Below are 26,429 nucleotides of genomic sequence, written 5' to 3' on the forward strand. Positions count from 1 at the left end.
TTCCGACGCAACGATTGTTCGCGGGCGGGCGTCTTGATAGGCAGACGCATGAGCCTCCCGCGCCTCTTCCTGGCCTTGCTCGCCCTGGCGCTACCGGGTGCCGCGGCCGCCCAGACGGGCCGCTTCCAGTCAGCAGGCGCCCCTAATGCCGGTCCGCCGGAGCTCGCGCTGTTTCCCGGCTTGGCCGCGCTGCAGGACCGGCTGGAAGAGCAGGGATGGCTGATCCGCGGCCAGGCGACCTTCATCCTCCAGGGCCATCCACGCTTCCGCTCACCCTATCGCGGCGAGGCTTCGCTCAGCCCTGCGCCTAATGCCCGCAACACCTTCTCGTCCGACCTCGTAGTCGGGCGGCGGCTGTGGCACGGGGCGGAGGTGATCGTGAATGCGTCGGTCACGCGCGGCTTTGGCGTGTCCAACTCGGTGGGCGCCGCTGCCTTCCCGAACAACGAGGCCTTCCGCCTCGGCAGCACGGAACCGTATTTCTTCGTGCCCCGCGCCTTCTTCCGGCAGACCATCGCCCTGTCCGGCGACACGGTGCCCCCCGACGACGACCCGCTCCGCTTCACGGAAAGCCTGCCCCGCGAGCGCATCACCATCACCATCGGCAAGCTCAGCGTCTGGGACATCTTCGACGACAACCGCTACGCCCATGATGCGCGCACCCAGTTCCTCAACTGGGCGCTGGTGGGCGCGGCCGGGTTCGACTACGCCGCCGATGCGCGCGGCTGGACCAACGGCATCGCGGTGGAGTGGGAGAATGGAACCTGGGCGGTGCGCGCCGGCGTGTTCCAGGTGGCGCGCCGGGCCAATGGCCTGTTCCTCGATCCCTCAGTCACCCGCGCTTTCCAGGCCCTCGTCTCGCTGGAGCGCTTCTGGGAGGTGAGCGGGCGCGAGGGCGCGGCGCGGCTGATCTACGGCTATTCCCGCACCCGCCAGTCCAGCTGGAACCAACTCTTCCGCAACGGCTTCGACACCTTCGAGCAGAACCCCAATGGCTACGAGGGCAAGCACAACCTCGCCTTGTCCTTCGACCAGCAGATTACGGGGGATCTCGGCGTGTTCGGGCGCCTGTCCTGGAATGATGGCCGGACGCAGAACTGGATGTTCACCGAGACGGATCGCGCAGTTTCGGCCGGCGTTTCCATGCAAGGCACGCGCTGGGGCCGCCCGCGGGACACGGTGGCGCTGGGTGGCAATGTGGGCTGGATCAGCGCCGGGCGCCGCCGCTACCTGGAGGCCGGCGGGATTGGCTTCATCGTCGGCGACGGACGGCTGAACTATGCGCCCGAGGTGGCGATCGAGACCTATTACAACATGCACGTTGCCGCCGGGATCGACGTGGCGCTGAACTACCAGGCTATCGTGAACCCGGCCTACAACCAGGACCGTGGACCCGTTCACCTCTTTGCCCTCCGCTTCCGCACCGCCTTCTGAGCCACCCTGGTTCCGCGAGGGCATCGCCGCGCTGATCGCCACCGAGCCGCGCTTCGCGCAGATTGCCCTGCCCGTTCCCTTCGTGGCGCGGGAGGGCGGGTTCCGTGGCCTGCTGCGAACGATCTGCGGCCAGCAGGTGAGCCATGCCGCGGCCGGCGCGATCTGGCGGCGTCTCTCCGCAATTCCCGGCGCGCTGGACCCGGCCATCCTGCCCGAGATGGATGACGACACGCTGTGCGGTCTCGGCGGGCTGACCCGGTCCCGGGCGGCCCATGCGAGGGCCCTGGCGCGGGCGGTGCGAGACGGGGCGCTCGACTTCGCCGCCCTGGCGCGCCTTGGGGACGACGCGGCAGTGGCGACGCTGACGGCGGTGAAGGGCATCGGTCCATGGACGGCCGAGACGCACCTAGTTCTCTCCGAACTGCGCACCGATGTGTTTCCAGCCGGGGACATTGCACTGGCCGCGGGAGCCGCTCACCTACTCGATCTTCCCGCGCGACCTTCCCCTACGGCGCTTCGCGAGATCGCTCTCGGCTGGGCACCCTGGCGCGGGGTGGCAGCGCGGATGTTGTGGCACCATTGGCTGCTGGTGACAGGGCGTCCGGTGTGGGACCGGGATTGATCGAGAGCCGGACGGGTGCCAAGCCATGGCGATGTTCGCGCCCACCATCCTCGGCACCGCAGAGCCCCCGATCCCCGCCGCGCGCCAATGGGCCTCGCGCTATGATGGGGCGCAGGGGCCGGCTCTCGACCTGACCCAGGCCGTCCCGGGCTACCCGCCTCACCCCGAGATGCTGCGTCGTCTGGGCGAGGCAGCCTCCCGCGCCGATCTGGCCGGGTACGGGGCGATCGAGGGGGATTTAGCCCTGCGCGAGGCCCTGGCCGAGGATTTGTCGCTCCTCTATGGCGGGACGGTCGGTGCTGATGAGGTCGCGATCACCGCTGGCTGCAACCTCGCCTTCGCCATGGTGATGAAGGTGCTGGCAGCGCCGGGCGACAACGTACTGATCCCGACGCCCTGGTACTTCAACCACGAGATGGCGTTGCGCATGGCCGGAGTGGAGGCGCGCCCCCTGCCCTGCGAAGCGGATGCGGGCTTCCTCCCTGACCCCGATCGGGCTGAATCCCTGCTGGACGGGCGCAGCCGCGCTATCCTGCTGGTCACGCCCAACAACCCGACCGGCGCCGTCTACCCGCCAGAAATCATCGCTGCTTTCCAGGAACTGTGCGAAAGGCGTGGCATCACCCTTGTGGTGGACGAAACCTACCGGGACTTCCTCGACACGAGGCCGCACGAGCTCTTCGCGGAGGGGCGAGACTTCGTCCACCTCTACAGCTTCAGCAAGGCGTACTGCATCCCGGGGCATCGCCTGGGTGCCGTGGCCTCAACGGCCGCCTTCCAGGAGCAGCTTCGCAAGGCACTGGACACGCTTCAGATCTGCCCGGCGCGTCCTGGCCAGGCGGCGCTGTCCTGGGCGATCCCTTCTCTGCGCGAATGGCGCGCGGGGAACCGGCGGATCATGGGGGGTCGCGCCCAAGCGTGCCGCGAGGCGCTTTCTTCGCACCGGATAGACGCCATGGGAGCCTATTTCGCCTATCTCCGCCTACCCAGAAGCGCGCCGGACGCGGTCGAGGCGGCACGCCTCCTGGCGGAGAGGAACGGTCTCCTAGTCCTGCCTGGACCATTTTTTGGGCCAGGGCAGGAGCGTCACCTCCGACTCGCCTTCGCCAATGCGGAGGCGGAACGACTGGGAGAACTGCCGAAGAGACTGCTCTGGGCGGAGGCTTGATCCAGCGCAAGGCGGGGTAGCGCACGCTGAGGCATGGATGTCGCCATGGACCTCGCCGCCTACGCCACTGCCAGCCTGCCGCGCTACACCTCCTACCCGACGGCGCCGCATTTCCAGCCACTGACTCCCGCTGAACACGCGGCCGGGCTGGCGCGCATCGGTGCCGGGGACGCGCTGTCCCTCTACCTCCATGTCCCATTCTGCCATGCGCTGTGCTGGTATTGCGGCTGCCACACCACGGTGACCCGGCAGGAGGAGCGGATCGAGCGATACGCCCTCGGCCTGGTGCGGGAGGCACAGCTTCTGGCCGAGGCCATGCCGGCGTCGCACGGCCCGGTCACGCATCTTCATCTCGGCGGCGGCACCCCCTCCGCGCTAGGCGCCGAGCGCCTGGCCGGGGTCGTTCGCCACCTGAAGCGCCTGTTTCCTTTCGCCACCGGCGCGGAACTTTCGGTGGAGCTCGACCCGCGCACCCTGACCGAGGACGTGGTGGAGGCGCTGGCGGAAGCCGGCTTCAACCGTGCCTCGCTCGGTCTGCAGGACGCGAATGACAAGGTCCAGCGCAAGATGGGCCGCATCCAGCCCGTGCAGCTGGTGGAGGAGGCGATGCAGCGCCTTCGTGCGGCGGGGATCCGGCGCATCAATCTCGACATGATGTATGGGCTGCCCTGCCAGTCCGTGGCCCATGTCGTCGCTACGGCACAGGTGGCGGCGCGCCTCGGGGCGGATCGTGTGGCCGCCTTCGGCTATGCCCACGTGCCCTGGATGAAGCCTGCCCAGCGCGCCATCCGCGGCAAGGAACTGCCCGGCGCTGTTGAACGTCTCGACCAGGCAGCGGCGGCACATGAGGCGCTCTTGGCGCATGGCTACGAAGCGGTGGGCCTCGATCATTTCGCCCTTCCCGAAGACCCAATGGCCATCGCCGCGCGTGAGGGGAGGCTCCGACGCAACTTCCAGGGTTACACCACCGACGCGGCCCCGGTGCTGATCGGCATGGGCTGCTCCGCGATTGGCGATACACCTTCCGGCTACGCTCAGAACATCGCGGATGAGCGCGGCTGGGTGGAGGCAGTGGAGGCCGGCATCCTGCCCGTCGCGCGCGGCCTTGCCCTCAGCGAGGAGGACCGGCTGCGGCGCGCCGCGATCGAGCGGGTCATGTGCGACCTCCGGCTCGACTTGGCACTCCTGCCCTTGTGCATGCGGGCACGCGCGCTGCCGGGGCTGCGGGCGCTGGCGGAAGACGGGGTGGTGGCGCTGGAAGGCGACGTGGTTCGGGTGACCGAGTCGGGGCGCCGCTTCCTGCGGCACGTTGCCGCCTGCTTCGACACACGGCTTGGAACGGGTCCCGGGCGGCACTCCGTCGCGGTTTGAGCGGCGCTCACCCGCGCAGGAAGGGGTTGGTCCGCCGCTCCGTCCCGAAATCGCTCCCTGCCCCGTGGCCGCAGATAAAGCGGATATCATCGCCGAGCGGCAGGAGCTTGGTCGTGATGGCGTTGATCAGCGCAGCATGGTCGCCATAGGGGAAATCGGTGCGGCCGATCGAACCCTGAAAGAGCACGTCGCCGACCACGGCGAAGCGCAGGGCTGAGGAGAAGAAGACGACGCTCCCCGGAGAGTGCCCGGGGCAGTGCAGCACGGAGAAAGTCTCGCCGGCGATCAGCACCTCCTCGCCTTCATTGAGCCAGTGGTCGGGGGTGACATTCCGTGCGCCATCAAGCCCATAGGCGCGGCCCTGCTCAGCCAGATGGTCGAGCAGCATGCGGTCCGCCTCGTGCGGGCCGATGATCGGGACGCCCCCTGCGCGCTCCTTCAACTCGGCCGCGCCACCGGCGTGATCGATATGGCCGTGCGTCAAGAGGATCTCGGCGACGGTCAGGTGCTCGCGCTGAAGCATCGCGAGGATCACGTCCACGTCCCCGCCGGGATCGATCACCGTCGCCTGACACGTCCCATCATCCCAGAAGATCGAGCAGTTCTGGCCAAAGGCCGTGACCGGAATGATGCTGGCCTTCAGGGGCATGGGGTCCTCGCGCGTGTTGCGACGGATTAGCGGAAAATGGTGCGCGAGAAAAATTATACCTTACCAACGTCGGTCAAGTGAGCGGCGCTCGGCCTCCAACTCTCGCCGGCGCTCCTCCAGGCGACGCTCGCGCTCGGCAAGGCGCCGCTCCTCGTCGCGCAGGGCGCGGCGCTCATCGCGGTAATCGTCCCGGTGCGAGCGGCCCTCGTCACCGTAGGCATCGCGGCGCACCCGACGCTCCTCCCAGTCGGGGACGCCGTTGCGGTTGCGGTCATCCTGAGGGTGGAGTTGCGGCTGTGGTGCCGTTTGCTGGCCCAGAAGCGCCGGGGCAACTTGCTGGATAATGGTGCCCAGGTCCTGGGCATTCGCCGGGACCGCAAGGGCAAGGCCGGCGAGAACCGGCGCACAGAACATGATGCGGGTCATGATTATTGAACATCTGGCCACCCGGACCGTTGCCAATCTAAAGCGAAGCGCCCCGGCCTTTCGGACCGGGGCGCCCATGCGCATTGCGGAATGTTAGCTCGGCTCAGCGCTGCTGGGTGGACGGCACGCCGTGCCCGCGTCGGATCAGCTCGGCCCGGTCACGCTCCCACGCCTGCCGTTCCTGCTCGCGCAGCATCTCGTAATTCATGCGGTCGCTGGCGGAAGGCTCAGGTACCGGGACCACCCGGCCGGTATAGCCCGGCGGCGCGGGCTGGCCGACGCCATAGCCTGCGCCCATCGTTGCGGGGCCGTGGTCCATCGGCACCATCTGGCTCTGGCCCGGGACAATGACGGTTGCGCCGGGGACGACGACGGTCGCGCCCGGCGCAATTGCGGGGCGATCCATCATCTGGGCAAGGCCCGCGACGGGGCCGAGGAGGGCGGCGCCGGCCACGGCCGGCGCAAGGAATCGCAGGGTCTTCATGCTCCTTCCAACGGCCCGCATCCCTTGGAGTTTCTGCAATGTCAGGCAGGAAGCCGCAGTTCCGCGCGGAGGCCCCCCTCCTCGCGGTTATGGAGGCGGATATCGCCGCCGCCGGCGCGCGCGATGGATCGGGCGATGGTCAGGCCCAGGCCGGAACCGCCGGTTTCACGGTTCCGGCTTGCTTCCAGGCGATGGAAGGGGCGGAACACGGTCTCCATCTGCTCCGGCGGGATGCCGGGCCCATCATCTTCGACGGCCAGCACCACCTCGCCCTCCTCATAGCCCAGCGATACCCGCGCGGTGCCGCCATAGAGCAAGGCATTATTCACGAGATTTGCGACGGCTCGCTTGGTCGCGACAGGCCGCAACGGCAGAACCAAGCGGTCCGGGCCTTCATAAGAAACCGAAGCCGATTCCCGCGCGTCGGCCGCTTCGTCCGTCACAGTGCGCGCCAAGGCAGCGAGATCCAGCGGAACCGCCGCTTCCTGGGCCGCATCGTCGCGGGCGAAGGTGAGTGTGGCGCCGATCATGGCCTCCATCTCCTCAAGGTCACGCAGCATCCGCTCGCGCAGCGCGTCATCCTCCATCATCTCGGCGCGGAGGCGCAGCCGGGTGATGGGCGTGCGGAGGTCATGACCGATCGCCGCAAGCATTTGCGTCCGATCGGCAACGAAGCGGCGGATATTGCCCGCCATGGTGTTGAAAGCGGCTGCTGCCGTCGCGACCTCGCGAGGACCGGTCTCCGGCAGGTCGGGGGCATTCACGTCACGCCCAAGCCGCTCTGCCGCCGCCGCGAGGTCGCGCACGGGGCGTGTGAGGCGCCGCACCGCCCAGAGGATGAGCAGGGCCGCCGCCATCGACATGGCGACAAAGGCCGCAAGGAAGGTGTCCGAATGCCAAGGACGCACCCGAGGCGGCGCGATGGACAGGTTCAGCCAGCCCGTGTCCGGGAATCGCAGCGAGACGCGTAGCTCGCCCCGCTCCACGCCCGACAAAACCTCAAGCGGGCGGAAGCGGCGGGGCCCGGGAGGACCCGGTCCGTCCAGCCGGAACATCCGCGACAGGCGTTCCGGAACCGGCCCGTTGGATTGCGTGACGAGAGGCGTGTCGCCCAGCGAAGCCTGCAAGCCGGACGGAAGCTCGGCGTCAGCCAGGATGGCGGCGCGGCGATCTGGCGTCTGCGTCACGAGGCTGCGCCAAAGCGCGAGGCCGCGGAGCGACACTTCCCGCGCCTCAGCCCGACGCTGCAGATCCACCCGGTCCAGCGCGTGGATGGTGAGGCCAGCGGCCTGCACGACCATGAGGGCCAGGATGAGCACGAGGGCAGTGCGCCCGGCGAGGCTGGAGGGCCAAAGGCGCCGCAGCATGGCGTCAGGCCCGCTCGACCGGCGCCGCGAGCACGTAGCCGCCGCCGCGCACGGTCTTGATGACACTGGGATTGCGCCCGTCATCCTCCAGCTTGCGCCGCAGCCGCGACACCGCGACGTCGATCGCGCGGTCAAAGGGGCCAGGTTGCCGGTTGTGCAGCAGGTCCATCAGCATGTCGCGCGTGAGGACGCGGTTCGGCCGTTCGACGAGGATGGTCAGCAGGTCGAATTCGCCGCCGGTCAGCGGGATCTCGACACCTTGCGGGCTCAGCAGGCGCCGCCGCGCCGTCTCCAGCGTCCAGCCTGCGAAGCGGAACATGCGCTCCGGCGGCCCGCCGGGGACCGTCTCCGCCCCCTCCGCGCGGCGAAGCACGGCGCGGATGCGGGCCAGGAGTTCGCGCGGGTTGAAGGGCTTTGCCATGTAGTCGTCGGCGCCAAGTTCGAGGCCGACGATGCGGTCCGTCTCCTCGCCCATGGCGGTGAGCATGACGATGGGCACCGGGGACTGGCTGCGCAGCCAGCGTGCGACATCCAGTCCGGATTCGCCCGGGAGCATCAGGTCCAGCACGACGAGGCTGTATTTCGCCAGGGGCCAGACCCGCCGCAACTCGCGCGCGTCGCGGGCCAGCGTGACGCGCATGCCCTGACGCTCCAGGAACTGGCCGAGGAGCTCACGGATCTCACGGTCATCGTCGAGGACAAGGATATGCGGGGAGGATTCCATCTTCGCTTCAGGATAGAGGGGATTCATGTAACCGAACGAAACGGAGTGTGGCGTCTCGCCCTGCGGTGGCTGGATGTGCTATGCAGCCGCGCCCGGTGGGGGCGTGCCGGAACGGTAGACGGACTCGGCTCAAAATCGAGCGGCCTCGCGGCCATGGGGGTTCGAGTCCCCCCGCCCCTACCAATTCCCTTCATGCGCTCCGAACGGAGGGGCATTCTTGGGCGCTTGGGTAGACACCTGAAAGCACCTCCTGGAAATGCTGCTTCACCGCCTCGTTGCACATGCACGAAGTGGCTCGCAGCGCCTTCGGGTCTTGGATGACGAGGCGACCACGCCTCGTCGCGACCACCCCGGCCTCCCGCAGGTCGCGTAGCACGCGGCTCACATAGGTCCGGCCCACCCCCAGCATCCCGGCCAGCTGCTCCTGGGTCAGCTCGACCTCGGGGGAGTTGGTCCGATCCAGCGCCGCGAGAAGCCACTTCGCCGTCCGGGCCTCAATCCCATGGACGGCATTGCAGGCGACGGACTGGAAGATCTGCGCTAGGAGGCAGTCGGCATAGCGGGCAAAGACATTGCGGAGCGGGGCGGATCGCTCCTTGGCTGCTTCGAGCCGAATGCATGGCATTCGTAGGAAGGGGCCTCCCACGCGAACCACGGCTCTCGCATAGGCGGGCAGGCGGCCCTGGCTGACGATGCCGCCCATGGCGCCTTCCCGCCCAATCAGCGCGGTTTCGACCGGCGCGCCATTCTCCAATGTCACGGCAAAGGAAGCGAGCGAGGAGCCGCATGGAAAATGGACAAACTCAACATCGTCGCCTGCCTCGAAAAGCAACATGCCACTAGTGAAGACTACCAATTCCAGCGAGGGTTCCAGTAATTTCCTATCCTGCGGTCGCAAGGTCTGGAGGAGATTGTTCGAAAACTGTTCTTCCATCACGCCCCCGCTCGCCTAACGCGCCGCATTTTGTTCCGCCCTTTGTCGAATTGTGGACAGAAGTCGGAGGTCTTTTGCGCCCATAACATTGCCGCAATGGACCTGAGGGAACAAGTTTGCTGAACGGCGATGGACGCGGTGGGTGGAGTATCCTGGCTGGCGTCCTCGGTTCGGAGGTGGCGCTGAAGTTGGAGGGCGCGGAGCCCATGCTGGGGCCGGTTTCCGCCGCATGGCTGACCTTGCAGGCGCATCAGTTGCGGGACCGTGCAAGGATGAAAGGAGCACTGTCCGTCCGCGGCGGCTCGGCGTCCCTGGAGGCGAGCGTGGATGAAGCGCATTTCATCCTATGGTGGTTGGAGAGCAATGGCCCGGCGGGAGATCCAGGGCCGGCCGCGCTTCGGTTGCTCGCGCCACGCGCGATGCAAGCGGAGCGCGGGGCGGGGGAAAGCGGACCATCCCTCCAGATCCGGGTCCCCGCCGCCTCCCTTCTGGAATAGCCGCTTTCCGGCACCCGCTGGACAGCGCCCGGCGTTCGGGCGAAACCGCCCACTCCGTCATTCCCTGGGAGCCCCTCGCATGGCCTCGGCCGACCCGACCTTCGAGACCATCGCCGACATCATCGCCGAGACCGCCAATGTCGAGCGCGCGAAGATCACGCCCGAGGCCCATGTCATCAACGACCTGGGCATCGACAGCCTCGACTTCCTCGACATCGTGTTCGAGATCGACAAGCGCTTCGGCGTGAAGGTCCCTGTCGAGGCGTGGACCGAACAGGTGAACAGCGGCAAGGCCCCGGCGGACCAGTTCTTCGTCATGGGCAGCTTGGCGCGCCGCATTGACGAGCTGGTGGCCGCGAAGCAGGGCTGAGACTTGCGCCTGGAAACCTTCGAGATGCTGGACCGCGTGACCGAACGCACGGAAACGCGGATTGCCACCGCCTGCCGCGTTCCGGAGGAGAGCCCTGTCTTTGACGGTCACTTCCCGGGCTACCCGCTTCTGCCTGGCGTGCTGATGGTCGAGATCATGGCGCAGACCGCGGGCTGGCTGATGGTGGAGCGGTCAGGCCGCACAAGGATGGCAGTGCTCGCCAAGGTGGGCGAGGCGAAGCTGCGCGGCCAGGTGCGACCCGGCGCTTCCCTCACTGCGGTCGCGGAACTGGTCCATGACGGATCCGGCTACGCCGTGTTGCGCGGCGAGCTGTTCGAAGGCGCGCAGAAGGTGGCTGAGGCCGAGTTGACGCTGAAGACCTTCCCCTTTCCCGTTCCCGAACTGCGCGAAGCGGTGGTGCGGCGCGCCGAGGTGCTGGGTCTGTGACTTGGCGGTCGGTTCATGTGCTGGGTCTGGGGGTTGCCTCCTCCCTGGGCGACGGCGCGGAGGCGCATCGCGGCTGGCAGGATCTGACGCCCGTGATGGACGAAGCGCGCTTCGCCCCTCATCCAGTACACCCCCTCGCACCCCTGCCCTTCGACAAGACCATTCCGCGGCGGGAGTCGCGGCAGATGGAGAACTGGCAGCGCCTTGGCACACACGCCGCCGGCCTCGCCATTGCTGATGCCGGGCTGGCCGACCGCGTGGCCGAGATGGACCTGATCGTCGCGGCGGGCGGCGGCGAGCGCGACGCGGCGCTGGATGGGCAGATCCTCGCGTCGCGGCCGGATGAGGCCGGGCTGCATGCCGCGCTGATGAACGGCCTGCGGCCCACCCTGTTCCTCGCACAACTTTCCAACCTTCTCGCCGGCTCGATCTCCATCGTCCATGGCGTCGGCGGCTCCTCCCGCACTTTGATGGGCGAGGAGATCGCTGGGGCCGAGACGATGCGTATGGCCTGGGCGCGGGTCGCCGCGGGGAGCTCGACGCTGGCCCTCGCGGGTGGGGCCTTCCTAGCAGAGCGGCCCGAGATCATGCTCTTGCATGCGATGGGCGGTCGCCTTCACCGCGGCCCATGCGTGCCCATGGACGAGCGGGAAGGAATGGTCCTTGGCAGCGCCGCTGCCTTTCTCCTGCTCGGCACGGGTCCTGGCATGGCGCGGCTCGCCCATGTCGCGACGGATCAGGGTCCGCCGGAGGGCAGCGAAGCACGGTTGGACACGCTGCTCGCCGCCGCTCCGCCGGCGCGTCCGGGCGCCATCGAGATCTGGGCCGGGCCCTTCGGGACGCTTCGCCCTGGCTTGCGGCTCGCCGACCGTTTCGGTCATTCGGTCGAGGCGGCCTTCCCCCTCGCTGTCGCGCTCGGAGCCATGATGGTGCGCGACGGGGCGCCGGAAATCCGCATCGCGATGCGGGGAGCGTTCCGTGGCGAGGCCGTGGCTGTGCTGGAGCCTTCGGAATGAGGATCGCCGTCACCGGAATCGGCATGGTCACCGCCCTGGGCTGGGGCGCAGAGGCCAATTGGGAGGCGATGCTGGCCGGGCGGTCCGGCGTCCGTCCGATCACGCGCTTCGACACGACCGGAATGCGAACCCGCTTCGCCGCCTGCGTGGATTTGCCCGAAGACCGGCCGGGGTACCCCGTCTCTGTTGCCGAACGCTCGCGCCGCCTGGGTGAGGCCGTGATCGCCGAGGCATTGGCGCAGGCCGGGTTGGATGCGCCTTTCCCGGGCCCGCTCTGCATCGGGCTGCCTCCAGTGGAAATCGAGTGGCCGCAGCGCTTCGGTCTCGGCGCCGGCGACTATCCTGGCTTGATCGAGGCAGCCTCCGGGCGCCTGGACCTCCAAGCAGAGTTTCTGTTCGGCGGAACGGCGACGCGTCTTGCCGAGCGCTTCGGAACGCGTGGCGTGCCTCAGACCGTCACCACCGCCTGCGCCAGCGGATCGAGTGCCATCCAGATGGCGATCGAGGCGATCCGGCGCGAAGAAACGGATTGTGCCATCGCTGCCGGAGCCGAGGCGTCCCTGCAGCCGGAGACGCTGATCCGCTTTTCCCTTCTCCAGGCCCTGTCCACCCGAAACGACGCGCCGGAGCAGGCATCGCGCCCCTTCACCCTCTCACGCGACGGCTTCGTCATGGCCGATGGCGCGGGTGCCCTGATCCTGGAGCGCGAGGACCATGCCCTTGCACGCGGCGCTGCCATCCTCGGCTATGTGCTCGGCGCAGGCGAGGCAGCAGACAACTTCCACCGCACCCGCTCCACGCCCGACGGCTCCGCCATTATTCGCGCCATGAATCGCGCCATCGCCGATGCGGGGCTCGAGCCAAGCGCGATCGGCTATGTCAACGCCCACGGCACCTCCACCCCCGAGAACGACAAGATGGAGGCGCTTGCCTCCCACGCCGTGTTCGGAGAGGAGCCGCCACCGATCTCCTCCACGAAAAGCATGATCGGGCACACTCTTTCCGCGGCTGGTGCCATTGAGGCTGCCGTGTGCCTTCTGGCTCTGCGGGACCAGATGCTGCCGCCCACCATTAACAACGACGACCCGGATCCGGAACTTCATCTCGATACCGTGCCGGTTGCGCGAAAGCACCGCTTCAGCGCGGCGCTGTCCAATTCCTTCGGCTTCGGCGGACAGAACGTATCGGTGGTGCTGGGTCGCGCCGACTGACCTGCGTCTGCGAGGCGGGCAAGGCATTGACCCGCCGGCGCTGCCCGCGCTTGTGTTCGTGCGGCGTCATACTCCCTGCTTTTCCCGACGCGCTGGAGCACCCCTATGGGCAACTACCTGCGGAGTTGGTTTGAGCCATCCGCCTTCTCGCCACACGGCTTCTGTCTGCTCTGGGAGCCTGGGCTGATCTGGCTGCATGCGGTATCCGACGCACTGGTGGCGGTCGCCTATTTCTCGATTCCCGTGGCGCTCATCGCCTTTCTCCGCCGACGGCGCGACTTCGAGTTTCCGCAGACCGGCTGGCTCTTCGCCGGCTTCATCCTGCTGTGCGGGCTCACTCACATGATGGGCGTCGTAACTCTCTGGCAGCCCTGGTATTGGCTCGAGGGGCTTGTGAAGGCCGCGACGGCGATCGTGTCGCTGCTGACCGCCATCGTGCTCTGGCCTCTCATTCCGAAGGCGCTTTCCCTACCCTCCCCTTCCTCCATGCGGGACGCCAATGACCGGCTCGCGCGCGAGGTAGAGCAGAAGAACGCCTTGGTCCGTGCGCTTGAGGTGCGGGAGGCCGAGCTAAAGGAACTGACCGCATCGCTCGAACGCCGGGTGATGGAACGCACCGAGAGCATTGCGCAGATCAATCGGCGCTTCGACGCCGCGCTCAGCGCCGCTGACGTCACCGTGTTCACGCAGGATGAGAAGCTCGCCTATACCTGGATCAGCAAGCCCGAGCTGGGGCTGACCGTCGAGGAGATCATCGGCCGCACGGATGAGGAGCTGATGGGCGACGCGGCCCTTCCCATCGTCGCCGTGAAGCGTCGCGTGCTGGCAACCGGAAAGCCTGAGCGGATGGAGGCGAAGGCAAACGGCCAGTGGTGGCAAATGTCCATCGAGAAGCTGCACGACGCCCCCGGCATCATCTGCGGCGCCATCGAGATCACCAGCCGAAAGCGGGATGAGGCACGCATCCGTTTCCTCTTCGACGAGGTGAAGCACCGCGTCGGCAACCTCCTTGCCATTGCCCAGGCGATCCTTCGCCAGACGGCCGCGAGCTGCGAGACGGTGGATGAGGTGGTGGAGCGCTTCGGCCTCCGGCTCCGCGCGCTCGGTGGCTCGCATCAGCTCCTGGTCCGCGAGGGACCGCGCAGCGCAAACCTGCGCGAAGTGATCGAGAGCCAGCTCGGCCATCACGAGGCCTCGCGCTTCATCATCGAAGGGCCGGAGGTGCGCCTCGACGACGCGGCGGTTCTCCATATCGGCATGGCGCTGCACGAGCTCGCAACCAATGCAGTGAAGTTCGGCGCCTTGTCCGTGCCAGGCGGAATGATACGCATCTCCTGGACCGAGGAGGACGGCCAGTGCACCCTCCGCTGGCGCGAGATGGGCGGCCCGCCCGTGCGCCCGGCCAACCGTCGCGGCTTCGGACGCGAGGTGATCGAGTGGGCCGCCGCCCAGGCTGTGAACGGCGAGGTCTCGCTGGATTTCCCGCCGGAAGGCCTGCGCTGGGAGCTACGCTTCCCCTTGAAGGAGCGAAAGCTCGCGGAGGACGGCGTCGCCCATTCCGCTGGTTGAGACGGCGGGTTCGCCCGGCGCTGCGATGTCCGCCGTCCGGGCTCCGGCGTCCAGCGCCCGGTCCACCGCCCGCTCCAGCATTGCCGCATCCTCCGGCTGCTTCGCCGACCAGCGGAGGAGCAGCGCGGCGGAAAGAATCGCACCGAGCGGATTGGCGATGCCCTCGCCCGCGATGTCGGGCGCGGAACCGTGCACCGGCTCATACAAGGCCTGACCCCGGTCGTTCACCGAAGCCGAGGGCAGCATGCCGAGCGAGCCGAGGATCGCCCCACCCGCATCCGATAGGAGGTCGCCGAACAGATTGTCGGTCACGATCACGTCGAAGCGGCGCGGGTCGCGAGCGATCTGGATGGCGCAGTTATCCGCCAGCATGTTTTCCAGTGTCACGTCGGGAAACTCCTCCCGCGCGACGCGGCCAGCCACCTCGCGCCAAAGGGCTCCCGCTTCCATCACATTTGCCTTGTCCACAGAGGTGACATGGCCTCGTCTTTCGCGGGCCAGCCGGCAGGCGAAGCGGATGGCGCGGGCGATCTCGCCTTCCGTGTAGCTGTGGGTGTTCACGCCGCGTCTCGTGCCATCAGGCAATGTCTCCACGCCGCGCGGCGTCCCGAAATACATTCCCGCCGTCAACTCGCGCAGGATCACAAAGTCGGCGCCCCGCGCCACGCGCGGCTTTAGCGGCGATGCCTCCAGCAGCGCCTCGGGCAGGCGGATCGGCCGGATGTTAGCATAAAGGTCCAGGCCCTTGCGCATCCGCAGCAGGCTGCCCTTCCGGCGCTCCTCCGGCGGAATCACCGCCTGCTGGTCGAGCGAGCCGACGGCACCGAACAGGATGGCCTCCGCCTCCTCGATGCGGGCCCAGGTCTCATCCGGCATCAGCGTGCCGTGGCGCTCCCAGTTCACCAGGCCAAAGCCACGCTCCGTCACTTCCAGCGTGAGGCCGCGATGCTCGGCGAACCAGCGAAGGATCCGCAGCGCCTCCGCCGTGACCTCCGGACCGACGCCATCGCCGGGCAGAACGAGCAGCTTCATTGCCAGGGCCTTTCGGTCTGCGCGCGGTCCCGGAAGGCGGCGATCGACTCCGCATGCCGCAACGTGAGGGCGATGTCGTCGAGGCCCTCCAGCAGTGCCTCACGCTTGCGCGAGTCCACCTCGAAAGGAATGGCCTCGCCATCCGGCGCGATGACGACACGCCGCTCCAGGTCCACCGTCGTGAGCCCGTTCGCACCCGACAGCGCGGCGATGCGGCGGATCGCCTCCATCGGGAGCCTCACGGGCAGCAGGCCATTCTGGAAGCAATTGGCGTGGAAGATGTCGCCGAAGGAGGGGGCGATGACGCAGCGCACGCCCATCCCCATCAGCGCCCAGACCGCCCCCTCGCGCGAGGAACCGCAGCCGAAATTCTCCCCGGCCAGCAGGATGGGAGTCCCTCGCCATGGTTGCTGGTTGAGCAGGAAATCCGGGTTCTCCGTCCCGTCGGCTCGGTAGCGGAGCCGGGCGAAGGCCTGTCCGCCCAGGCCGTCCTTGCCGGTCCCGACCAGGGCCTGGATCGGGATGATGACATCCGTATCCACATTGGCGGCGAGAAGCGGCGCAGCCGGGCCGGTGACGCTGGAAAATGGGGTCATGCGCGCGGATCCGTGATGGCGCCCTCCAGGGCGGAGCGGGCGGCGGTGGCGGGGCTGGCAAGGTGGGTGCGCGAGCCAGTCCCCTGACGGCCCACGAAATTGCGGTTGCTGGTGGAGACGGAGCGCGCGCCTGGCGGCACCGACTCGCCATTGGCAGCGACGCAGAGGGCACACCCGGGCTCCCGCCACTCGAACCCGGCATCCAGGAAGAGGCGGTGCAGACCTTCCGCCTCGGCCTGCGCCTTCACCGCCTCGCTGCCCGGCACCACCCAGGCGGTGACGTGCTCCGCGCGCTTGCGCCCGCCGAGCACGGCGGCTGCGGCGCGCAGATCCTCGATGCGCGAATTGGTGCAGGAGCCGATGAAGACCCAGTCCACCTTGGTGCCCGCCAGTTTCTGGCCCGGCTCCAGCCCCATGTAGTCCAGCGCGGCCCGCCAGGCCTCGGACTCGGCGGGGCTGCGCGCCTGTTCCAGAGTCGGGACGGAGCCGTTGATGGGCGCCACCTGCTCCGGGCTGGTGCCCCAGGTGATCTGCGGCGCGACATCCGCCATCGAAATGGTCTCGTCGCGCGTGAAGCGAGCATCCGGATCGCTCGGCAGGCCGCGCCAATCGGCCAGGGCGCGGTCCCACAGCGCCCCCTTCGGCGAGAAGGACCGGCCTGCAAGATACTGGAAGGTCGTATCGTCAGGCGCGACCATGCCAACGCGCGCGCCCATCTCGATGGAGAGGTTGCACAGCGTCAGCCGCTCCTCCACCGACATGGCGCGCACGGCGGAACCGGCGTACTCGAGCGCCATCCCGGTGCCTGCGGCAGCACCGAAGCGGCCGATGGCATGCAGGATTATGTCTTTCGCTGTCACCCCCGGCGCGCGGGTTCCCTCGAAGCGGATCCGGAACGTGCCGGGCCGGCGCTGCGGCAGGCAATTCGTCGCAAGGGCCTGGGTGAGCTCACTGGACCCGATGCCGAATGCCACCGCACCGACGCCGCCATTGGTGCAGGTGTGGCTGTCGCCGCAGGCCAGCGTCGCGCCCGGAAGGACGATGCCCTGCTCCGGCGCGACGACATGGACGATGCCATTCTCCCGCGTGCCCAGGTCGAATAGGCGCACCCCCTGTTCGGCGCAGTTCCGGCGCAGGCTGTCCAGAAGCTGGGCTCCGCGCGGAAAGGTGGCGGCCGTACGGCCCGGGGCGCTGCTGACCGCATGGTCCGGCGTGGCGAAGACGCGGGAGGGTTCGGCCACGCGCAGCCCGCGCTCCGCCACCTCGCGTAGGGCACGTCCGCCCGACAGGTCATGCAGCAGGATGCGGTCGAGCCACAGAAGGTCCCATCCGTCACCCAGCGTCGTGACGACGTGCCGGTCCCAGATACGATCGAACATGGTGGGCATGGCCGCCTCCTTCCCTTCACCCATGGTGGCGCAGCTTGATGCCGGCGCGAAGCCCGCTAGGCTTCGATGCATGGGAGTGGAAACCATATTCCGCCTGGACGGGCGGCGCGCGCTGATCACGGGGGCTTCCGGCGGGCTCGGCGCGCATTTCGCGGGGGTCCTGCACGAGGCGGGTGCGCAAGTCATCCTCGCCGCGCGGCGCCTCGAAAGCTGCCAGGAACTGGCGGAAGACCTCGGGAGCGGTGCCCAGGCCCTGGCGCTCGACGTGTCTGACCCGGCCAGCATTGCGGCCTGCCTGGCCTCCGCGGGCCCGGTGGACATCCTGATCAACAATGCCGGCATCGCCGCGACCCGGCCCTTCCTGGACCAGACCACCGAGGATTGGGACCGGGTGCTGGGCGTGAACTTGCGCGGGGCCTTCATGATGGGCCAGGCCGTGGCGCGGGGCATGGTCGCGCGCGGCACAGGCGGCGCCATCGTCAACATCGCCAGCATCCTGGGCGAGCGCATCATCCCCGGCGTAGCGGGATATACCTCGGCCAAGGCGGGGCTCATTCACCTCACGCGGCAAATGGCAGTCGAGCTGGCGCGCCACAACATCCGCGTGAACGCCCTTGCGCCAGGCTACATCGCCAGCGACCTCAATGCCGGCTTCTTCGAGTCTGAGCCGGGCAAGGCGATGATCCGCCGCATCCCGCAACGACGTTTGGCGGAGCCGCGCGATCTGGATGGCGCGCTCCTCCTGCTTGCCAGCGACGCGGGGCGGCACATGACCGGCAGCGTCATTACCGTGGATGGCGGACATTCCGTCGGGAGTCTGTGATGGATCTCAACCTCGACCCGCGAAGCGAGAGCTTCCGCAAGCGTGTGCGCGAGTTCGTGCAGGAACGCCTCATCCCGCTGGAATCCGACCGCTCCAACTATGATGAGCACGAGAACATCGCGCCCGCGCTGCTCAAGGCGCTGCGGGAGGAGGCGAAGGCCCAGGGGCTTTGGTGCCTGCAGCTGCCGGAAAGCGTGGGCGGCCAAGGCCTGCCCTTCACCGGCATGGTCGCCTGCTACGAGGAGATGAACCGCTCCATCTTCGGGCCGGTCGTGTTCAACTCCGCCGCGCCCGACGACGGCAACATGATGGTGATGTGCAAGGTCGCCACGCCTGCTCAGAAGGAATGGTGGCTGGAGCCTGTGATCCGCGGCGAGTGCCAGTCCTCCTTCGCCATGACCGAGCCGGGCGAAGGCGCGGGCTCCGACCCTGGGATGACCAAGACCCGCGCCGAACGCGTCGGCAATGACCGCTGGCGCATCACCGGCCGCAAGTGGTTCATCACCGGCGCGGGCGAGTCTAAGCGCTTCATCGTCATGGCCCGCACTTCGGACGATCCGCGCAAGGGACTGACCGCCTTCCTGTTCCGCGACACCGATCCAGGATGGCACATCATGCGCCGCATCCCGATCATGGGACCGGAGGAGCATGGCGGGCATTGTGAGCTGCAGTTCGACGGGCTTGAGGTGCCGGACGAGAACGTGCTGATGGGCGTCGGTGACGGGCTCAAGATGACGCAGATCCGCCTCGGCCCCGCGCGCCTCACCCATTGCATGCGTTGGGGCGGGCTGGGCCGCCGCTGCCTGGAGATCGCATTGGACCGGGCCGAAACGCGATCGGCCTTCGGCCAGAAGCTGGCCGACAAGGAAAGCGTGCAGATGATGCTCGGCGAAGCGGCGATGCAGCTCGACATCGGGCGGATGCTGACCATGCGCGCGGCGTGGAAGCTCGACCAAGGCGATTTCGCGCGCAAGGAAATCTCGACGGCGAAGATCGTCGTGGCTGACGCGTTGCACCGCGCCGCCGACACGGCATTGCAGCTTCTTGGGGCCAAGGGCTATTCGCGCGACACCGTTGTTGAGTGGATCTACCGCTATGCCCGGCAGGCACGGCTGGTGGATGGCGCCTCCGAGGTGCACCGCATGGTGATCGCGAATTTTCTGCGCCGCGAGGCCGGCGGCTTCTTCGCATGGGGCCACCATGGATGACGCCACGCTGAGCGAGGCGGCCGGCGCGCCCGTCCGGGTGCTGTCGCGCACCTTGCTCTCCGGCGGTGCGATCCAGCAGAACTGGCTGCTGGAGGTAGAGCGCGACGGCACGCCTGAAGACTGGGTGCTGCGGACCGACAACGCAGCTACCCTCGCGGTCTCGCTGACGCGGCCGGAAGAATTCGCGCTGCTGCGCGCCGCCCACGCAGCAGGGGCGCCGGTTCCCGAGCCGCTCTTCGACGGCAAGCATGACGGCAAGCCGTTCTTCGTGATGCGCCGCGTTCGCGGCATCGCCAACCCGGTCGCGCTGGGCAAGCAAGTCGGCCCTGGCGGCGACGCCACGCTGGTGCGCGAATGCGGAAGGGCGTTGCGGCGCATCCATGCGATCCAGCCGCCGCGCCCTGACCTCAGCTTCCTTGGCGAACCGCCAGCCGATCCGGCCCTTGCATTCGTCGCGGCGATGGAGAAGCGGCTGGACGAGGCAGGAACGCCGCGCCCTGTGCTGGAATGGGGCCTCGCAGCAATGCGCCGCCACGCCCCGCCGCCCCTGCCACCGGTGCTGCTGCATCGGGATTTCCGCAACGGCAACTTGATGGTGGAGCAGAGCCGCCTGACTGGCGTGCTCGACTGGGAATTCTGCAGCTGGGGCGACCGGCACGAGGATTTGGGCTGGTTCTGCGCACCATGCTGGCGCTTCGCGCACCGGCATCTGGAGGCGGGCGGGCTGGGGCCGCGTGAGGCCTTCCTCGAAGGCTATGGGCCGGGCGTGGACGCGGCGCGGCTGCCCTACTGGGAATTGGCGGCAACGATCCGCTGGGCTGTGATCGCCGCCGACCAGGGCGCACGCTTCCTGTCAGGCGTGGAGCGCTCGCTGGAACTGGCACTGACTGGGCATATCGTGCCCGCGCTGGAAATGGACATCCTCAGGCAAGTGGAGGGTCTTGATGCTGGAACGACCTGATGCGGGCGAGTTGATCGAGGCGGCACGAGAAACGGTGCTCAACTCCCTGCTCGCAGCCCTACCGCGCGAGAAGCACTACGAGGCGCGGATGGTCGCCAATGCCCTGGCCATCGCCGGGCGCTCGTTGAATGCCACGGTGCCCGCGCACGACATCGCCCGCTTGGCCAACACTCTGCGCCACAATGAGCCCGTGCCCGGCAGCGCCGCTTATGCCGAAACCCGCGCCGCGCTGGAGGAGATCGCCCGCGCGCGCTGCGCCGTCTCCGCCCCGAAGGCGCTCTGAGCCATGGCGGGACCGCTCGCAGGACATCGCGTCATTGAGGTCGCAGGCATCGGCCCAGGCCCGTTCTGCGCCATGCTGCTGGCCGACATGGGCGCGGATGTCATCCGCATCGACCGTCAGGATGGCCCGCCCGGTTCGCGCCAGGACATTTCGGGGCGCGGCCGCCGCTCGCTTGCGCTGGACCTGAAACGTCCCGAGGCGATCGAAGCCGTGCTGCGCCTCTGCGACGCCGCGGATGCGCTGATCGAGGGATTCCGCCCTGGTGTGATGGAGCGCCTCGGCTTGGGACCGGAAGTGGTACGGGGGCGCAACAAGCGCCTCATCTATGGCCGCATGACCGGTTGGGGTCAGGAGGGGCCCATGGCGAAGGAAGCCGGGCACGACATCAACTACATCTCCCTCACCGGGGCGCTGCACGCCATGGGCCGCGCGGGTGAGCCCCCTGCCCCGCCGCTCAACCTGGTCGGCGACTATGGCGGGGGCGGGATGCTGCTGGCCCTCGGCATCCTTGCGGCGCTGGTGGAACGCGGCCGGTCCGGCGAAGGCCAGGTGGTGGACGCGGCGATGGTGGATGGCGCGGCACTGCTGATGGCGCCGATTTACGGAATGGCGGCGCGGGGGCGCTGGTCAGGCCGGGCGGGAAACATGCTCGACGGCGCCGCGCCCTTCTATGACAGCTATGCCTGCGCCTGCGGCGGCTTCGTCGCGGTAGGCCCGATCGAGCCCGCCTTCTTCAGCGAGATGCTGCACAGGATGAGCCTAAGCGAGGCAGAGTTCGAGGGCCGCATGGATCCGGCCAACTGGCACGCGCAGAAGCAGCGCCTTGCTGTGGCATTCCGCCAGAAGACGCGCGACGAATGGGCCGCGATCTTCGCCGGATCCGACGCCTGCGTGACGCCGATCCTGTCCATGACCGAAGCTCCTGCGCATCCACATCTGCGCGCGCGCGGAACCTTCACCGAGCAGGACGGGACGTTGCAGCCCGCCCCCGCCCCGCGCCTCAGCCGCACTCCGTCCTCCCTGTCCCGACCGCCATCCCTGCGCGGCGAGCATGGGCGGGAGGTCCTGGAGGAAGCCGGCTTCACGGCGACGGAGATCGAATCCCTGTTGCGGAAAGGCTGATCGCGGATAGGCTGCCCGGGAAACCAACGGGGAAGCATCCATGGACACGGCCCTTCGGTCCGCGCGGCCGCGTGCCGTCCTGACGTCTGAGCACGAAGCATTCCGCGCCCAGTTCCGCCGCTTCGTCGAGCGCGAGATCGTGCCGCATCACCGTGACTGGGAACGCGCCGGCTGCGTCCCGCGCGAGGTGTGGCGCAAGGCCGGCGAGCAGGGCTTCCTTTGCCCCACCCTGCCGGAGGAGTACGGCGGTGCCGGCGCGGATTTCGGCTTCTCCGCCGTCGTGGTCGAGGAACTGGCGCGGGTGAATGCCTCGGGCGTCGCCTTCCAGCTTCATTCCGACATCGTTGTGCCTTACGTCCTCGCCTATGCGACGGAGGAGCGGAAGCGCGCTTGGCTGCCGCGCATGGCCTTCGGCGAGATGATCGGCGCCATCGCCATGACCGAGCCCGGCATGGGCAGCGACCTGAAGGCGGTGCGGGCCACGGCGCGGCGCGACGGCGACCACTACACCATCAATGGTTCCAAGACCTTCATCTCCAACGGGCAGAATGCGGGCCTCGTCATCGTGGTCTGCAAGACGGACCCTGAGGCGGGGCGCAAGGGCGTCTCCCTGATTGCGGTCGAGGAAGGGACACCCGGCTTCACCCGCGGCCGCAACCTGGAGAAGATCGGGCTGCATGCTCAGGACACGTCCGAGCTCTTCTTCGAGGATGTGCGCGTACCGGTCGCCAACCTGATCGGCGAGGAGAATGGCGGCTTCCGCCACCTCATGCACCAGCTGCCGCAGGAAAGGCTGATCATCGCCATCCGCGCCGCCACCAACATGGAGGCGATGCTGGAGGAGACGATCGCCTACACCAAGTCTCGCCCCGTCTTCGGCCAGACCGTCTTCGACTTCCAGGTGCACCGCTTCAAGCTGGCGGAGGCCAAGGCCGAGATCGGCATGTTCCGCGTCTACCTGGATGACTGCCTCGCACGTCACATGCAGGGCGAGTTGTCGGGCGAGGAAGCGGCTGCCGCCAAGCTGCTCGGTACCGAGATGCAGAACAAGTGGCTGGACGCCTTCCTGCAGATGCACGGTGGCTATGGCTACATGGCCGAGTACGCCATCGGCCGCGCCTGGACCGATGCCCGCGTCGGCCGGATCTATGGCGGCTCGAGCGAGGTGATGAAGGAGATCATCGCCCGCACACTCTGAAGCCCGACAAAAGGGCGAAACGAAGCTGGGAGGCTAAAAACGAATGAAGCGTCGCGACATCCTTGCTGCTGGGGTTGCGGGTCTTGCCTTGCCCGCCATCGGACATGCGCAGTCCAACTTCCCCAACCGCCCGATCACGCTGCAGATCGCCTTTCCGCCGGGCGGCGCGACGGACGCACAGATGCGCGCCTTCGCCGAGGCGGCGACGCGCGCCTTCGGCCAGCAGGTCATCATCGAGAACCGGCCGGGCGGTGGCGCCACCATTCCCGCGTTGAACATGCGGAACACGCGGCCCGACGGCTACACCGTTGCGCAGTTTCCGCTCCCTGCCATCCGCCTGCCCTTCATGCAGCGCATGGCCTTCAACCCGCGCACCGACTTCACGCCAATCACCCACCTGACCGGCTACCTCTTTGCCACTTGCGTGCGCACGGAAAGCCCCTACCAAACATGGGCCGACCTCGTCGCCGATGCGCGGGCGAAGCCGGGTCAGTTGCGGATTGGCAACACGGGCGCGAATGGGACGCCGCACCTCACCATGATCGACCTCGCCGCAGCGGAACGGCTGGAGGTCGTCCATGTCCCCTTCCGCGGCGAGGCCGATGCCGTTCCCGCGCTGCTTGGCGGCCATATCGAGGCCTCGGCCACGGGTTCGGGCGTGGTGGAACTGGTCGAGCAGGGCAAGCTGCGCGTCCTGAACGTCTGGTCCTCCGAACGCTCCTGGCGCTGGCCCAACGTCCCGACGTTAAAGGAGCTCGGCTACAACATGGTCGTCACATCGCCCTATGGGCTTGTCGGCCCGCTGGGCATGGAACCGGACATCGTGCGCCGCCTCAACGAAGGCTTCCGCGCTGCCCTGCATGATCCCGCGCATGTCGCGGTGCTACGGCGCCTGGACATGCCGCTCGAATATCTCGGTCCGGAGGACTACGCCGCCTTCATCCAGCGCACCGCAAATGAGGAGGAAGCACGGGTCACCCGCCTCGGGCTGCGCGGATGATGGTGCTGCGGGAGGACGCGCTGGCCGGGGCGCGCGTCCTCGTCACGGGCGGTGGGTCCGGATTGGGCCGCATGATGGCGGAGGCGCTGCTGCGATGCGGCGCCGAGATCGAGATCTGGGGACGCCGCCCCGGCCCGCTGGAGGAGACCGCCGCCGCGCTCGGTGCGGAGCGCGTGCGCTCGCAGGCCGTGGACATCCGCGATGCCGAGGCGGTGGAGGCTGCCATCGCCGCCAGCTTCGACGCTGGGAAGGGCCCCACCCATCTGATCAACAATGCGGCAGGCAATTTCATCTCCCGTACGGAGGACCTGTCGCCACGCGGCTTCCGCGCCGTGTCGGACATCGTCTTTGCGGGGAGCTTCAACGTCACCCATTCGCTGGGAAAGCGTTGGATCGCCGCCGGGACCGGTGGCGCGGTGGTCAGCATTTTGGTGACCTGGATCTGGACAGGGTCGCCCTTCGTCGTGCCCTCCGCCATGAGCAAAGCCGGGATCGAGGCGATGACCAAGTCCCTGGCGCTGGAGTGGGGACGTCACGGCATCCGCCTGAACGGCATCGCGCCTGGGCTGATCCCGACTGAGGGCATGCTGGCCCGCATTCGCCCTGGTGAAGCCGATCCGACGGGGAAGTGGTCCGTCCGCAACCCGATGCGCCGCGCCGGCACGCCGGAGGATATCGGCACTCTCGCTGCCTTCCTGCTGAGCGATGGCGCAGGCTGGATCACCGGCCACACCGTCGCGCTGGATGGCGGGCACTGGCTGGCCAACGGCGCCGGTACCTACATGGACTATGCCGCTTGGGGCGACGCGGAATGGCAGGAAGCGCGCGACCGCATCCGCGCCACCAACGAGCGGGACAAGTCTAGCCGTAGGTGACGCTGTCATCCTGGGGCCGGCCGGAGGAGCGGACTGGCCCGCCCCCTGTCATTGCCAACGCCACCGCCTCCGCCACGCGGATGCCGTCCACCCCGGCAGAGAAGATGCCGCCCGCGTATCCTGCCCCCTCGCCTGCCGGGTAGAGGCCGGGCGTGTTCAGGCTCTGGCAATCCTCGCCGCGCGGGATGCGGAGGGGCGAGGAGGTGCGCGTCTCCACCCCCGTCATGACCGCATCGCCCATGGCAAAGCCGGGCAGGTCACGGTCGAAGGCGGCAAGGGCCTCGCGCATGGCGGCCACGGCGAAATCCGGCAGGCAGGGCGAAAGGTTGGTGGGCGTCACGCCGGGTTGGTAGGAGGGCGCGACCTCGCCGAGCGATGGGGAGGCGCGGCCTGCCAGGAAGTCGCCGACGCGCTGCGCCGGGGCGCGGTAGTCGCCGCCGCCCGCCTCGAAGGCCCGCTCCTCCCAATGGCGCTGGAACTCGATGCCGGCCAGCGGCCCGCCCGGATAATCCTCTGGATTGATGCCGACCACGATGCCTGCATTCGCATTGCGCTCGTCACGCTGATACTGGCTCATCCCGTTGGTGACGACGCGCCCTTCTTCGGAGGCCGCCGCGACCACGCGCCCGCCGGGGCACATGCAGAAGGAATACACGCCGCGTCCGTTGGAGGCGTGGTGGACCAGGCGGTAATCCGCGGCGCCCAGCAGCTTGTTGCCGGCATTCGGACCGAAGCGCCGCTGGTTGATCAAAGATTGAGGATGCTCGATCCGCACGCCCACAGAGAAGGGCTTGGCCTCCATCTGCACGCCGCGTCCGTGCAGCATGGCGAATGTGTCGCGGGCCGAGTGGCCGATGGCGAGGATGACGTGGCGCGCCTCGAGCCGTTCCCCGTTCGAGAGGTGAAGGGCGTGGATGGCGCCTGTCTCCACGTCCGTCTCGATGTCATCCACGCGGTGACCGAAGCGATACTCGCCGCCCAGTTCTGTGATCTCGGCGCGGATGCGCTCCACCATCTGCACCAGGCGGAACGTGCCGATATGCGGTTTGGAGATGAACAGGATCTCCTCCGGCGCCCCGGCCTTCACGAACTCGGCAAGGAGCTTGCGGCCGAAGAAGAAGGGGTCGCGGATCTGCGACCAGAGCTTGCCGTCGCTGAAGGTGCCGGCCCCGCCCTCACCGAACTGCACATTGCTCTCAGGGTTCAGGATCTGGCGGCGCCAGAGGCCCCATGTGTCCTTGGTCCGCTCCCGCACCGCCTTGCCGCGCTCCAGGATGATCGGGCGGAAGCCGGATTGGGCGAGGATGAGCGCGGCCATCAGCCCGCAAGGCCCCGTGCCCACCACGACTGGCCGTTCCGTCATTCCTTCCGGCGCGGTGGCGACGAAGCGATAGGTCATGTCCGGGCTGGGGCGCAGCCTTGGGTCACGCGTCAGCAGCGACGTCTCGTCCGGTACCTCGGCGTCGATCGTGTAGGCCAGCATGATGCGGCGTGGATTGCGCGCGTCGTAGCCACGGCGGAACACGGAATAGCGCAGCGGCACCGTGCCCAGGCGTTCGGCGACGGCGATGTCCAGCGCCTCGGGCGGATGGTCGAGGGGAAGGCGAAGTTCGGTGAGACGCAGCATGTCGGGGCGGAGTTCGTCCGCCCGTCG

27 protein-coding genes and 1 tRNA gene are annotated in these 26,429 nt (G+C 68.2%); 18 read left to right on the forward strand and 10 right to left on the reverse strand.

Annotation, left to right across the window (positions count from 1 at the left end; genetic code table 11):
• Positions 1-48: 48 nt before the first annotated feature.
• Genes JTJ31_RS01845 through hemN form a run of 4 tightly spaced genes read left to right on the forward strand, consistent with a single transcriptional unit; the run spans position 49 to position 4,595 of the window.
• Entirely contained in the window at positions 49-1,434 is a 1,386-nt protein-coding gene (locus tag JTJ31_RS01845) for a carbohydrate porin (RefSeq protein ID WP_207536887.1), read from the forward strand.
• Positions 1,388-2,056: a DNA-3-methyladenine glycosylase family protein gene (locus JTJ31_RS01850; RefSeq protein WP_207536888.1), complete on the forward strand. Its 669-nt coding sequence runs from the start codon at positions 1,388-1,390 to the stop codon at positions 2,054-2,056. Before JTJ31_RS01845 ends, JTJ31_RS01850 begins: the two co-directional genes overlap by 47 nt.
• Positions 2,057-2,081: 25 nt before the next feature.
• A complete protein-coding gene (locus JTJ31_RS01855) occupies positions 2,082-3,224 on the forward strand; it encodes an aminotransferase (protein ID WP_207536889.1) in 1,143 nt (380 codons plus the stop codon).
• A gap of 45 nt (positions 3,225-3,269) precedes the next feature.
• Positions 3,270-4,595, forward strand: a complete 1,326-nt coding sequence (gene hemN / locus JTJ31_RS01860) for an oxygen-independent coproporphyrinogen III oxidase (RefSeq protein WP_207536890.1) — start codon at positions 3,270-3,272, stop codon at positions 4,593-4,595.
• Between the two features lie 7 nt (positions 4,596-4,602).
• Here hemN and JTJ31_RS01865 read toward each other — a convergent pair whose 3' ends face one another.
• The 5 genes from JTJ31_RS01865 to JTJ31_RS01885 form a co-directional block, all read right to left on the reverse strand.
• Positions 4,603-5,244 (reverse strand): MBL fold metallo-hydrolase, encoded by a 642-nt coding sequence (locus JTJ31_RS01865; protein ID WP_328805642.1) that lies wholly within the window; start codon positions 5,242-5,244, stop codon positions 4,603-4,605.
• A 60-nt stretch (positions 5,245-5,304) separates the two neighbouring features.
• Positions 5,305-5,670 carry a hypothetical protein gene (locus tag JTJ31_RS01870; RefSeq protein WP_207536891.1) on the reverse strand — a complete coding sequence of 122 codons (366 nt, stop codon included), beginning with the start codon at positions 5,668-5,670 and terminating at the stop codon, positions 5,305-5,307.
• A 103-nt stretch (positions 5,671-5,773) separates the two neighbouring features.
• A complete protein-coding gene (locus JTJ31_RS01875) occupies positions 5,774-6,154 on the reverse strand; it encodes a hypothetical protein (RefSeq protein ID WP_207536892.1) in 381 nt (126 codons plus the stop codon).
• 41 nt (positions 6,155-6,195) lie between these two features.
• Complete coding sequence (locus JTJ31_RS01880) at positions 6,196-7,521, reverse strand: ATP-binding protein (protein WP_207536893.1); 1,326 nt, start codon at positions 7,519-7,521, stop codon at positions 6,196-6,198.
• 4 nt (positions 7,522-7,525) lie between these two features.
• A complete protein-coding gene (locus tag JTJ31_RS01885) occupies positions 7,526-8,245 on the reverse strand; it encodes a response regulator (protein WP_207536894.1) in 720 nt (239 codons plus the stop codon).
• Positions 8,246-8,342: 97 nt separating this feature from the next.
• Here JTJ31_RS01885 and JTJ31_RS01890 point away from each other — a divergent pair.
• A tRNA-Leu gene (locus JTJ31_RS01890) sits at positions 8,343-8,428 on the forward strand.
• Between the two features lie 7 nt (positions 8,429-8,435).
• Here the strand turns inward: JTJ31_RS01890 and JTJ31_RS01895 are convergent.
• Entirely contained in the window at positions 8,436-8,948 is a 513-nt protein-coding gene (locus tag JTJ31_RS01895; RefSeq protein WP_207536895.1) for a Crp/Fnr family transcriptional regulator, read from the reverse strand.
• Between the two features lie 807 nt (positions 8,949-9,755).
• Here JTJ31_RS01895 and JTJ31_RS01900 point away from each other — a divergent pair.
• From JTJ31_RS01900 to JTJ31_RS01920, 5 genes are all read left to right on the forward strand, one after another.
• The gene (locus tag JTJ31_RS01900; RefSeq protein WP_207536896.1) at positions 9,756-10,046 is read left to right on the forward strand and encodes an acyl carrier protein; all 291 of its coding nucleotides are present in this window, start codon (positions 9,756-9,758) and stop codon (positions 10,044-10,046) included.
• 3 nt (positions 10,047-10,049) lie between these two features.
• Positions 10,050-10,493 carry a 3-hydroxyacyl-ACP dehydratase FabZ family protein gene (locus JTJ31_RS01905; protein ID WP_236019767.1) on the forward strand — a complete coding sequence of 148 codons (444 nt, stop codon included), beginning with the start codon at positions 10,050-10,052 and terminating at the stop codon, positions 10,491-10,493.
• Entirely contained in the window at positions 10,490-11,509 is a 1,020-nt protein-coding gene (locus tag JTJ31_RS01910; protein WP_207536897.1) for a beta-ketoacyl synthase N-terminal-like domain-containing protein, read from the forward strand. Before JTJ31_RS01905 ends, JTJ31_RS01910 begins: the two co-directional genes overlap by 4 nt.
• A complete protein-coding gene (locus tag JTJ31_RS01915; RefSeq protein ID WP_207536898.1) occupies positions 11,506-12,720 on the forward strand; it encodes a beta-ketoacyl synthase N-terminal-like domain-containing protein in 1,215 nt (404 codons plus the stop codon). Before JTJ31_RS01910 ends, JTJ31_RS01915 begins: the two co-directional genes overlap by 4 nt.
• Positions 12,721-12,825: 105 nt before the next feature.
• Positions 12,826-14,289: a sensor histidine kinase gene (locus JTJ31_RS01920; protein ID WP_207536899.1), complete on the forward strand. Its 1,464-nt coding sequence runs from the start codon at positions 12,826-12,828 to the stop codon at positions 14,287-14,289.
• Here the strand turns inward: JTJ31_RS01920 and leuB are convergent.
• Genes leuB through JTJ31_RS01935 form a run of 3 tightly spaced genes read right to left on the reverse strand, consistent with a single transcriptional unit; the run spans position 14,227 to position 17,305 of the window.
• Complete coding sequence (gene leuB, locus JTJ31_RS01925) at positions 14,227-15,321, reverse strand: 3-isopropylmalate dehydrogenase (protein WP_207536900.1); 1,095 nt, start codon at positions 15,319-15,321, stop codon at positions 14,227-14,229. The two genes, JTJ31_RS01920 and leuB, sit on opposite strands and share 63 nt — an antisense overlap.
• The gene (gene leuD / locus JTJ31_RS01930; protein WP_207536901.1) at positions 15,318-15,917 is read right to left on the reverse strand and encodes a 3-isopropylmalate dehydratase small subunit; all 600 of its coding nucleotides are present in this window, start codon (positions 15,915-15,917) and stop codon (positions 15,318-15,320) included. Before leuD ends, leuB begins: the two co-directional genes overlap by 4 nt.
• A complete protein-coding gene (locus JTJ31_RS01935; protein WP_207536902.1) occupies positions 15,914-17,305 on the reverse strand; it encodes a 3-isopropylmalate dehydratase large subunit in 1,392 nt (463 codons plus the stop codon). Before JTJ31_RS01935 ends, leuD begins: the two co-directional genes overlap by 4 nt.
• A 70-nt stretch (positions 17,306-17,375) precedes the next feature.
• Between JTJ31_RS01935 and JTJ31_RS01940 the strand changes: the two genes are divergently transcribed.
• Genes JTJ31_RS01940 through JTJ31_RS01975 form a run of 8 tightly spaced genes read left to right on the forward strand, consistent with a single transcriptional unit; the run spans position 17,376 to position 24,775 of the window.
• Entirely contained in the window at positions 17,376-18,128 is a 753-nt protein-coding gene (locus JTJ31_RS01940) for an SDR family NAD(P)-dependent oxidoreductase (protein ID WP_207536903.1), read from the forward strand.
• On the forward strand, positions 18,128-19,336 hold the full coding sequence (locus tag JTJ31_RS01945) for an acyl-CoA dehydrogenase family protein (protein WP_207536904.1): 1,209 nt from the start codon (positions 18,128-18,130) through the stop codon (positions 19,334-19,336). The genes JTJ31_RS01940 and JTJ31_RS01945 overlap by 1 nt, the downstream gene beginning before the upstream one ends.
• The gene (locus JTJ31_RS01950) at positions 19,329-20,297 is read left to right on the forward strand and encodes a phosphotransferase family protein (RefSeq protein WP_207536905.1); all 969 of its coding nucleotides are present in this window, start codon (positions 19,329-19,331) and stop codon (positions 20,295-20,297) included. Before JTJ31_RS01945 ends, JTJ31_RS01950 begins: the two co-directional genes overlap by 8 nt.
• Positions 20,281-20,580: a hypothetical protein gene (locus JTJ31_RS01955; protein WP_207536906.1), complete on the forward strand. Its 300-nt coding sequence runs from the start codon at positions 20,281-20,283 to the stop codon at positions 20,578-20,580. The genes JTJ31_RS01950 and JTJ31_RS01955 overlap by 17 nt, the downstream gene beginning before the upstream one ends.
• A gap of 3 nt (positions 20,581-20,583) precedes the next feature.
• Positions 20,584-21,702, forward strand: a complete 1,119-nt coding sequence (locus JTJ31_RS01960; protein WP_207536907.1) for a CaiB/BaiF CoA transferase family protein — start codon at positions 20,584-20,586, stop codon at positions 21,700-21,702.
• Positions 21,703-21,742: 40 nt separating this feature from the next.
• Complete coding sequence (locus JTJ31_RS01965; protein WP_207536908.1) at positions 21,743-22,900, forward strand: acyl-CoA dehydrogenase family protein; 1,158 nt, start codon at positions 21,743-21,745, stop codon at positions 22,898-22,900.
• Positions 22,901-22,943: 43 nt separating this feature from the next.
• A complete protein-coding gene (locus JTJ31_RS01970; RefSeq protein WP_207536909.1) occupies positions 22,944-23,900 on the forward strand; it encodes a Bug family tripartite tricarboxylate transporter substrate binding protein in 957 nt (318 codons plus the stop codon).
• Positions 23,897-24,775, forward strand: a complete 879-nt coding sequence (locus tag JTJ31_RS01975; RefSeq protein ID WP_207536910.1) for an SDR family oxidoreductase — start codon at positions 23,897-23,899, stop codon at positions 24,773-24,775. Before JTJ31_RS01970 ends, JTJ31_RS01975 begins: the two co-directional genes overlap by 4 nt.
• Here JTJ31_RS01975 and JTJ31_RS01980 read toward each other — a convergent pair.
• A complete protein-coding gene (locus tag JTJ31_RS01980) occupies positions 24,762-26,402 on the reverse strand; it encodes an NAD(P)/FAD-dependent oxidoreductase (protein ID WP_207537297.1) in 1,641 nt (546 codons plus the stop codon). The two genes, JTJ31_RS01975 and JTJ31_RS01980, sit on opposite strands and share 14 nt — an antisense overlap.
• Positions 26,403-26,429: the final 27 nt, after the last annotated feature.

Origin of the sequence: Sabulicella rubraurantiaca (assembly GCF_017355885.1) — a bacterium.
Taxonomy (GTDB): domain Bacteria; phylum Pseudomonadota; class Alphaproteobacteria; order Acetobacterales; family Acetobacteraceae; genus Roseococcus; species Roseococcus rubraurantiacus.

Coding starts and splice junctions, on each gene's coding strand:
- JTJ31_RS01845 (WP_207536887.1), top strand. CDS start 49: ATGAGCCTCCCGCGCCTCTTCCTGGCCTTGCTCGCCCTGGCGCTACCG.
- JTJ31_RS01915 (WP_207536898.1), top strand. CDS start 11,506: ATGAGGATCGCCGTCACCGGAATCGGCATGGTCACCGCCCTGGGCTGG.
- JTJ31_RS01865 (WP_328805642.1), bottom strand. CDS start 5,244: ATGCCCCTGAAGGCCAGCATCATTCCGGTCACGGCCTTTGGCCAGAAC.
- JTJ31_RS01945 (WP_207536904.1), top strand. CDS start 18,128: ATGGATCTCAACCTCGACCCGCGAAGCGAGAGCTTCCGCAAGCGTGTG.
- JTJ31_RS01880 (WP_207536893.1), bottom strand. CDS start 7,521: ATGCTGCGGCGCCTTTGGCCCTCCAGCCTCGCCGGGCGCACTGCCCTC.
- JTJ31_RS01970 (WP_207536909.1), top strand. CDS start 22,944: ATGAAGCGTCGCGACATCCTTGCTGCTGGGGTTGCGGGTCTTGCCTTG.
- leuD (WP_207536901.1), bottom strand. CDS start 15,917: ATGACCCCATTTTCCAGCGTCACCGGCCCGGCTGCGCCGCTTCTCGCC.
- JTJ31_RS01965 (WP_207536908.1), top strand. CDS start 21,743: ATGGACACGGCCCTTCGGTCCGCGCGGCCGCGTGCCGTCCTGACGTCT.
- JTJ31_RS01980 (WP_207537297.1), bottom strand. CDS start 26,402: ATGCTGCGTCTCACCGAACTTCGCCTTCCCCTCGACCATCCGCCCGAG.
- JTJ31_RS01960 (WP_207536907.1), top strand. CDS start 20,584: ATGGCGGGACCGCTCGCAGGACATCGCGTCATTGAGGTCGCAGGCATC.
- JTJ31_RS01895 (WP_207536895.1), bottom strand. CDS start 8,948: ATGGGCGGCATCGTCAGCCAGGGCCGCCTGCCCGCCTATGCGAGAGCC.
- leuB (WP_207536900.1), bottom strand. CDS start 15,321: ATGAAGCTGCTCGTTCTGCCCGGCGATGGCGTCGGTCCGGAGGTCACG.
- JTJ31_RS01875 (WP_207536892.1), bottom strand. CDS start 6,154: ATGAAGACCCTGCGATTCCTTGCGCCGGCCGTGGCCGGCGCCGCCCTC.
- JTJ31_RS01940 (WP_207536903.1), top strand. CDS start 17,376: ATGGGAGTGGAAACCATATTCCGCCTGGACGGGCGGCGCGCGCTGATC.
- JTJ31_RS01870 (WP_207536891.1), bottom strand. CDS start 5,670: ATGACCCGCATCATGTTCTGTGCGCCGGTTCTCGCCGGCCTTGCCCTT.
- JTJ31_RS01975 (WP_207536910.1), top strand. CDS start 23,897: ATGATGGTGCTGCGGGAGGACGCGCTGGCCGGGGCGCGCGTCCTCGTC.
- JTJ31_RS01885 (WP_207536894.1), bottom strand. CDS start 8,245: ATGGAATCCTCCCCGCATATCCTTGTCCTCGACGATGACCGTGAGATC.
- JTJ31_RS01920 (WP_207536899.1), top strand. CDS start 12,826: ATGGGCAACTACCTGCGGAGTTGGTTTGAGCCATCCGCCTTCTCGCCA.
- JTJ31_RS01900 (WP_207536896.1), top strand. CDS start 9,756: ATGGCCTCGGCCGACCCGACCTTCGAGACCATCGCCGACATCATCGCC.
- JTJ31_RS01935 (WP_207536902.1), bottom strand. CDS start 17,305: ATGCCCACCATGTTCGATCGTATCTGGGACCGGCACGTCGTCACGACG.
- JTJ31_RS01950 (WP_207536905.1), top strand. CDS start 19,329: ATGGATGACGCCACGCTGAGCGAGGCGGCCGGCGCGCCCGTCCGGGTG.
- hemN (WP_207536890.1), top strand. CDS start 3,270: ATGGACCTCGCCGCCTACGCCACTGCCAGCCTGCCGCGCTACACCTCC.
- JTJ31_RS01855 (WP_207536889.1), top strand. CDS start 2,082: ATGGCGATGTTCGCGCCCACCATCCTCGGCACCGCAGAGCCCCCGATC.
- JTJ31_RS01955 (WP_207536906.1), top strand. CDS start 20,281: ATGCTGGAACGACCTGATGCGGGCGAGTTGATCGAGGCGGCACGAGAA.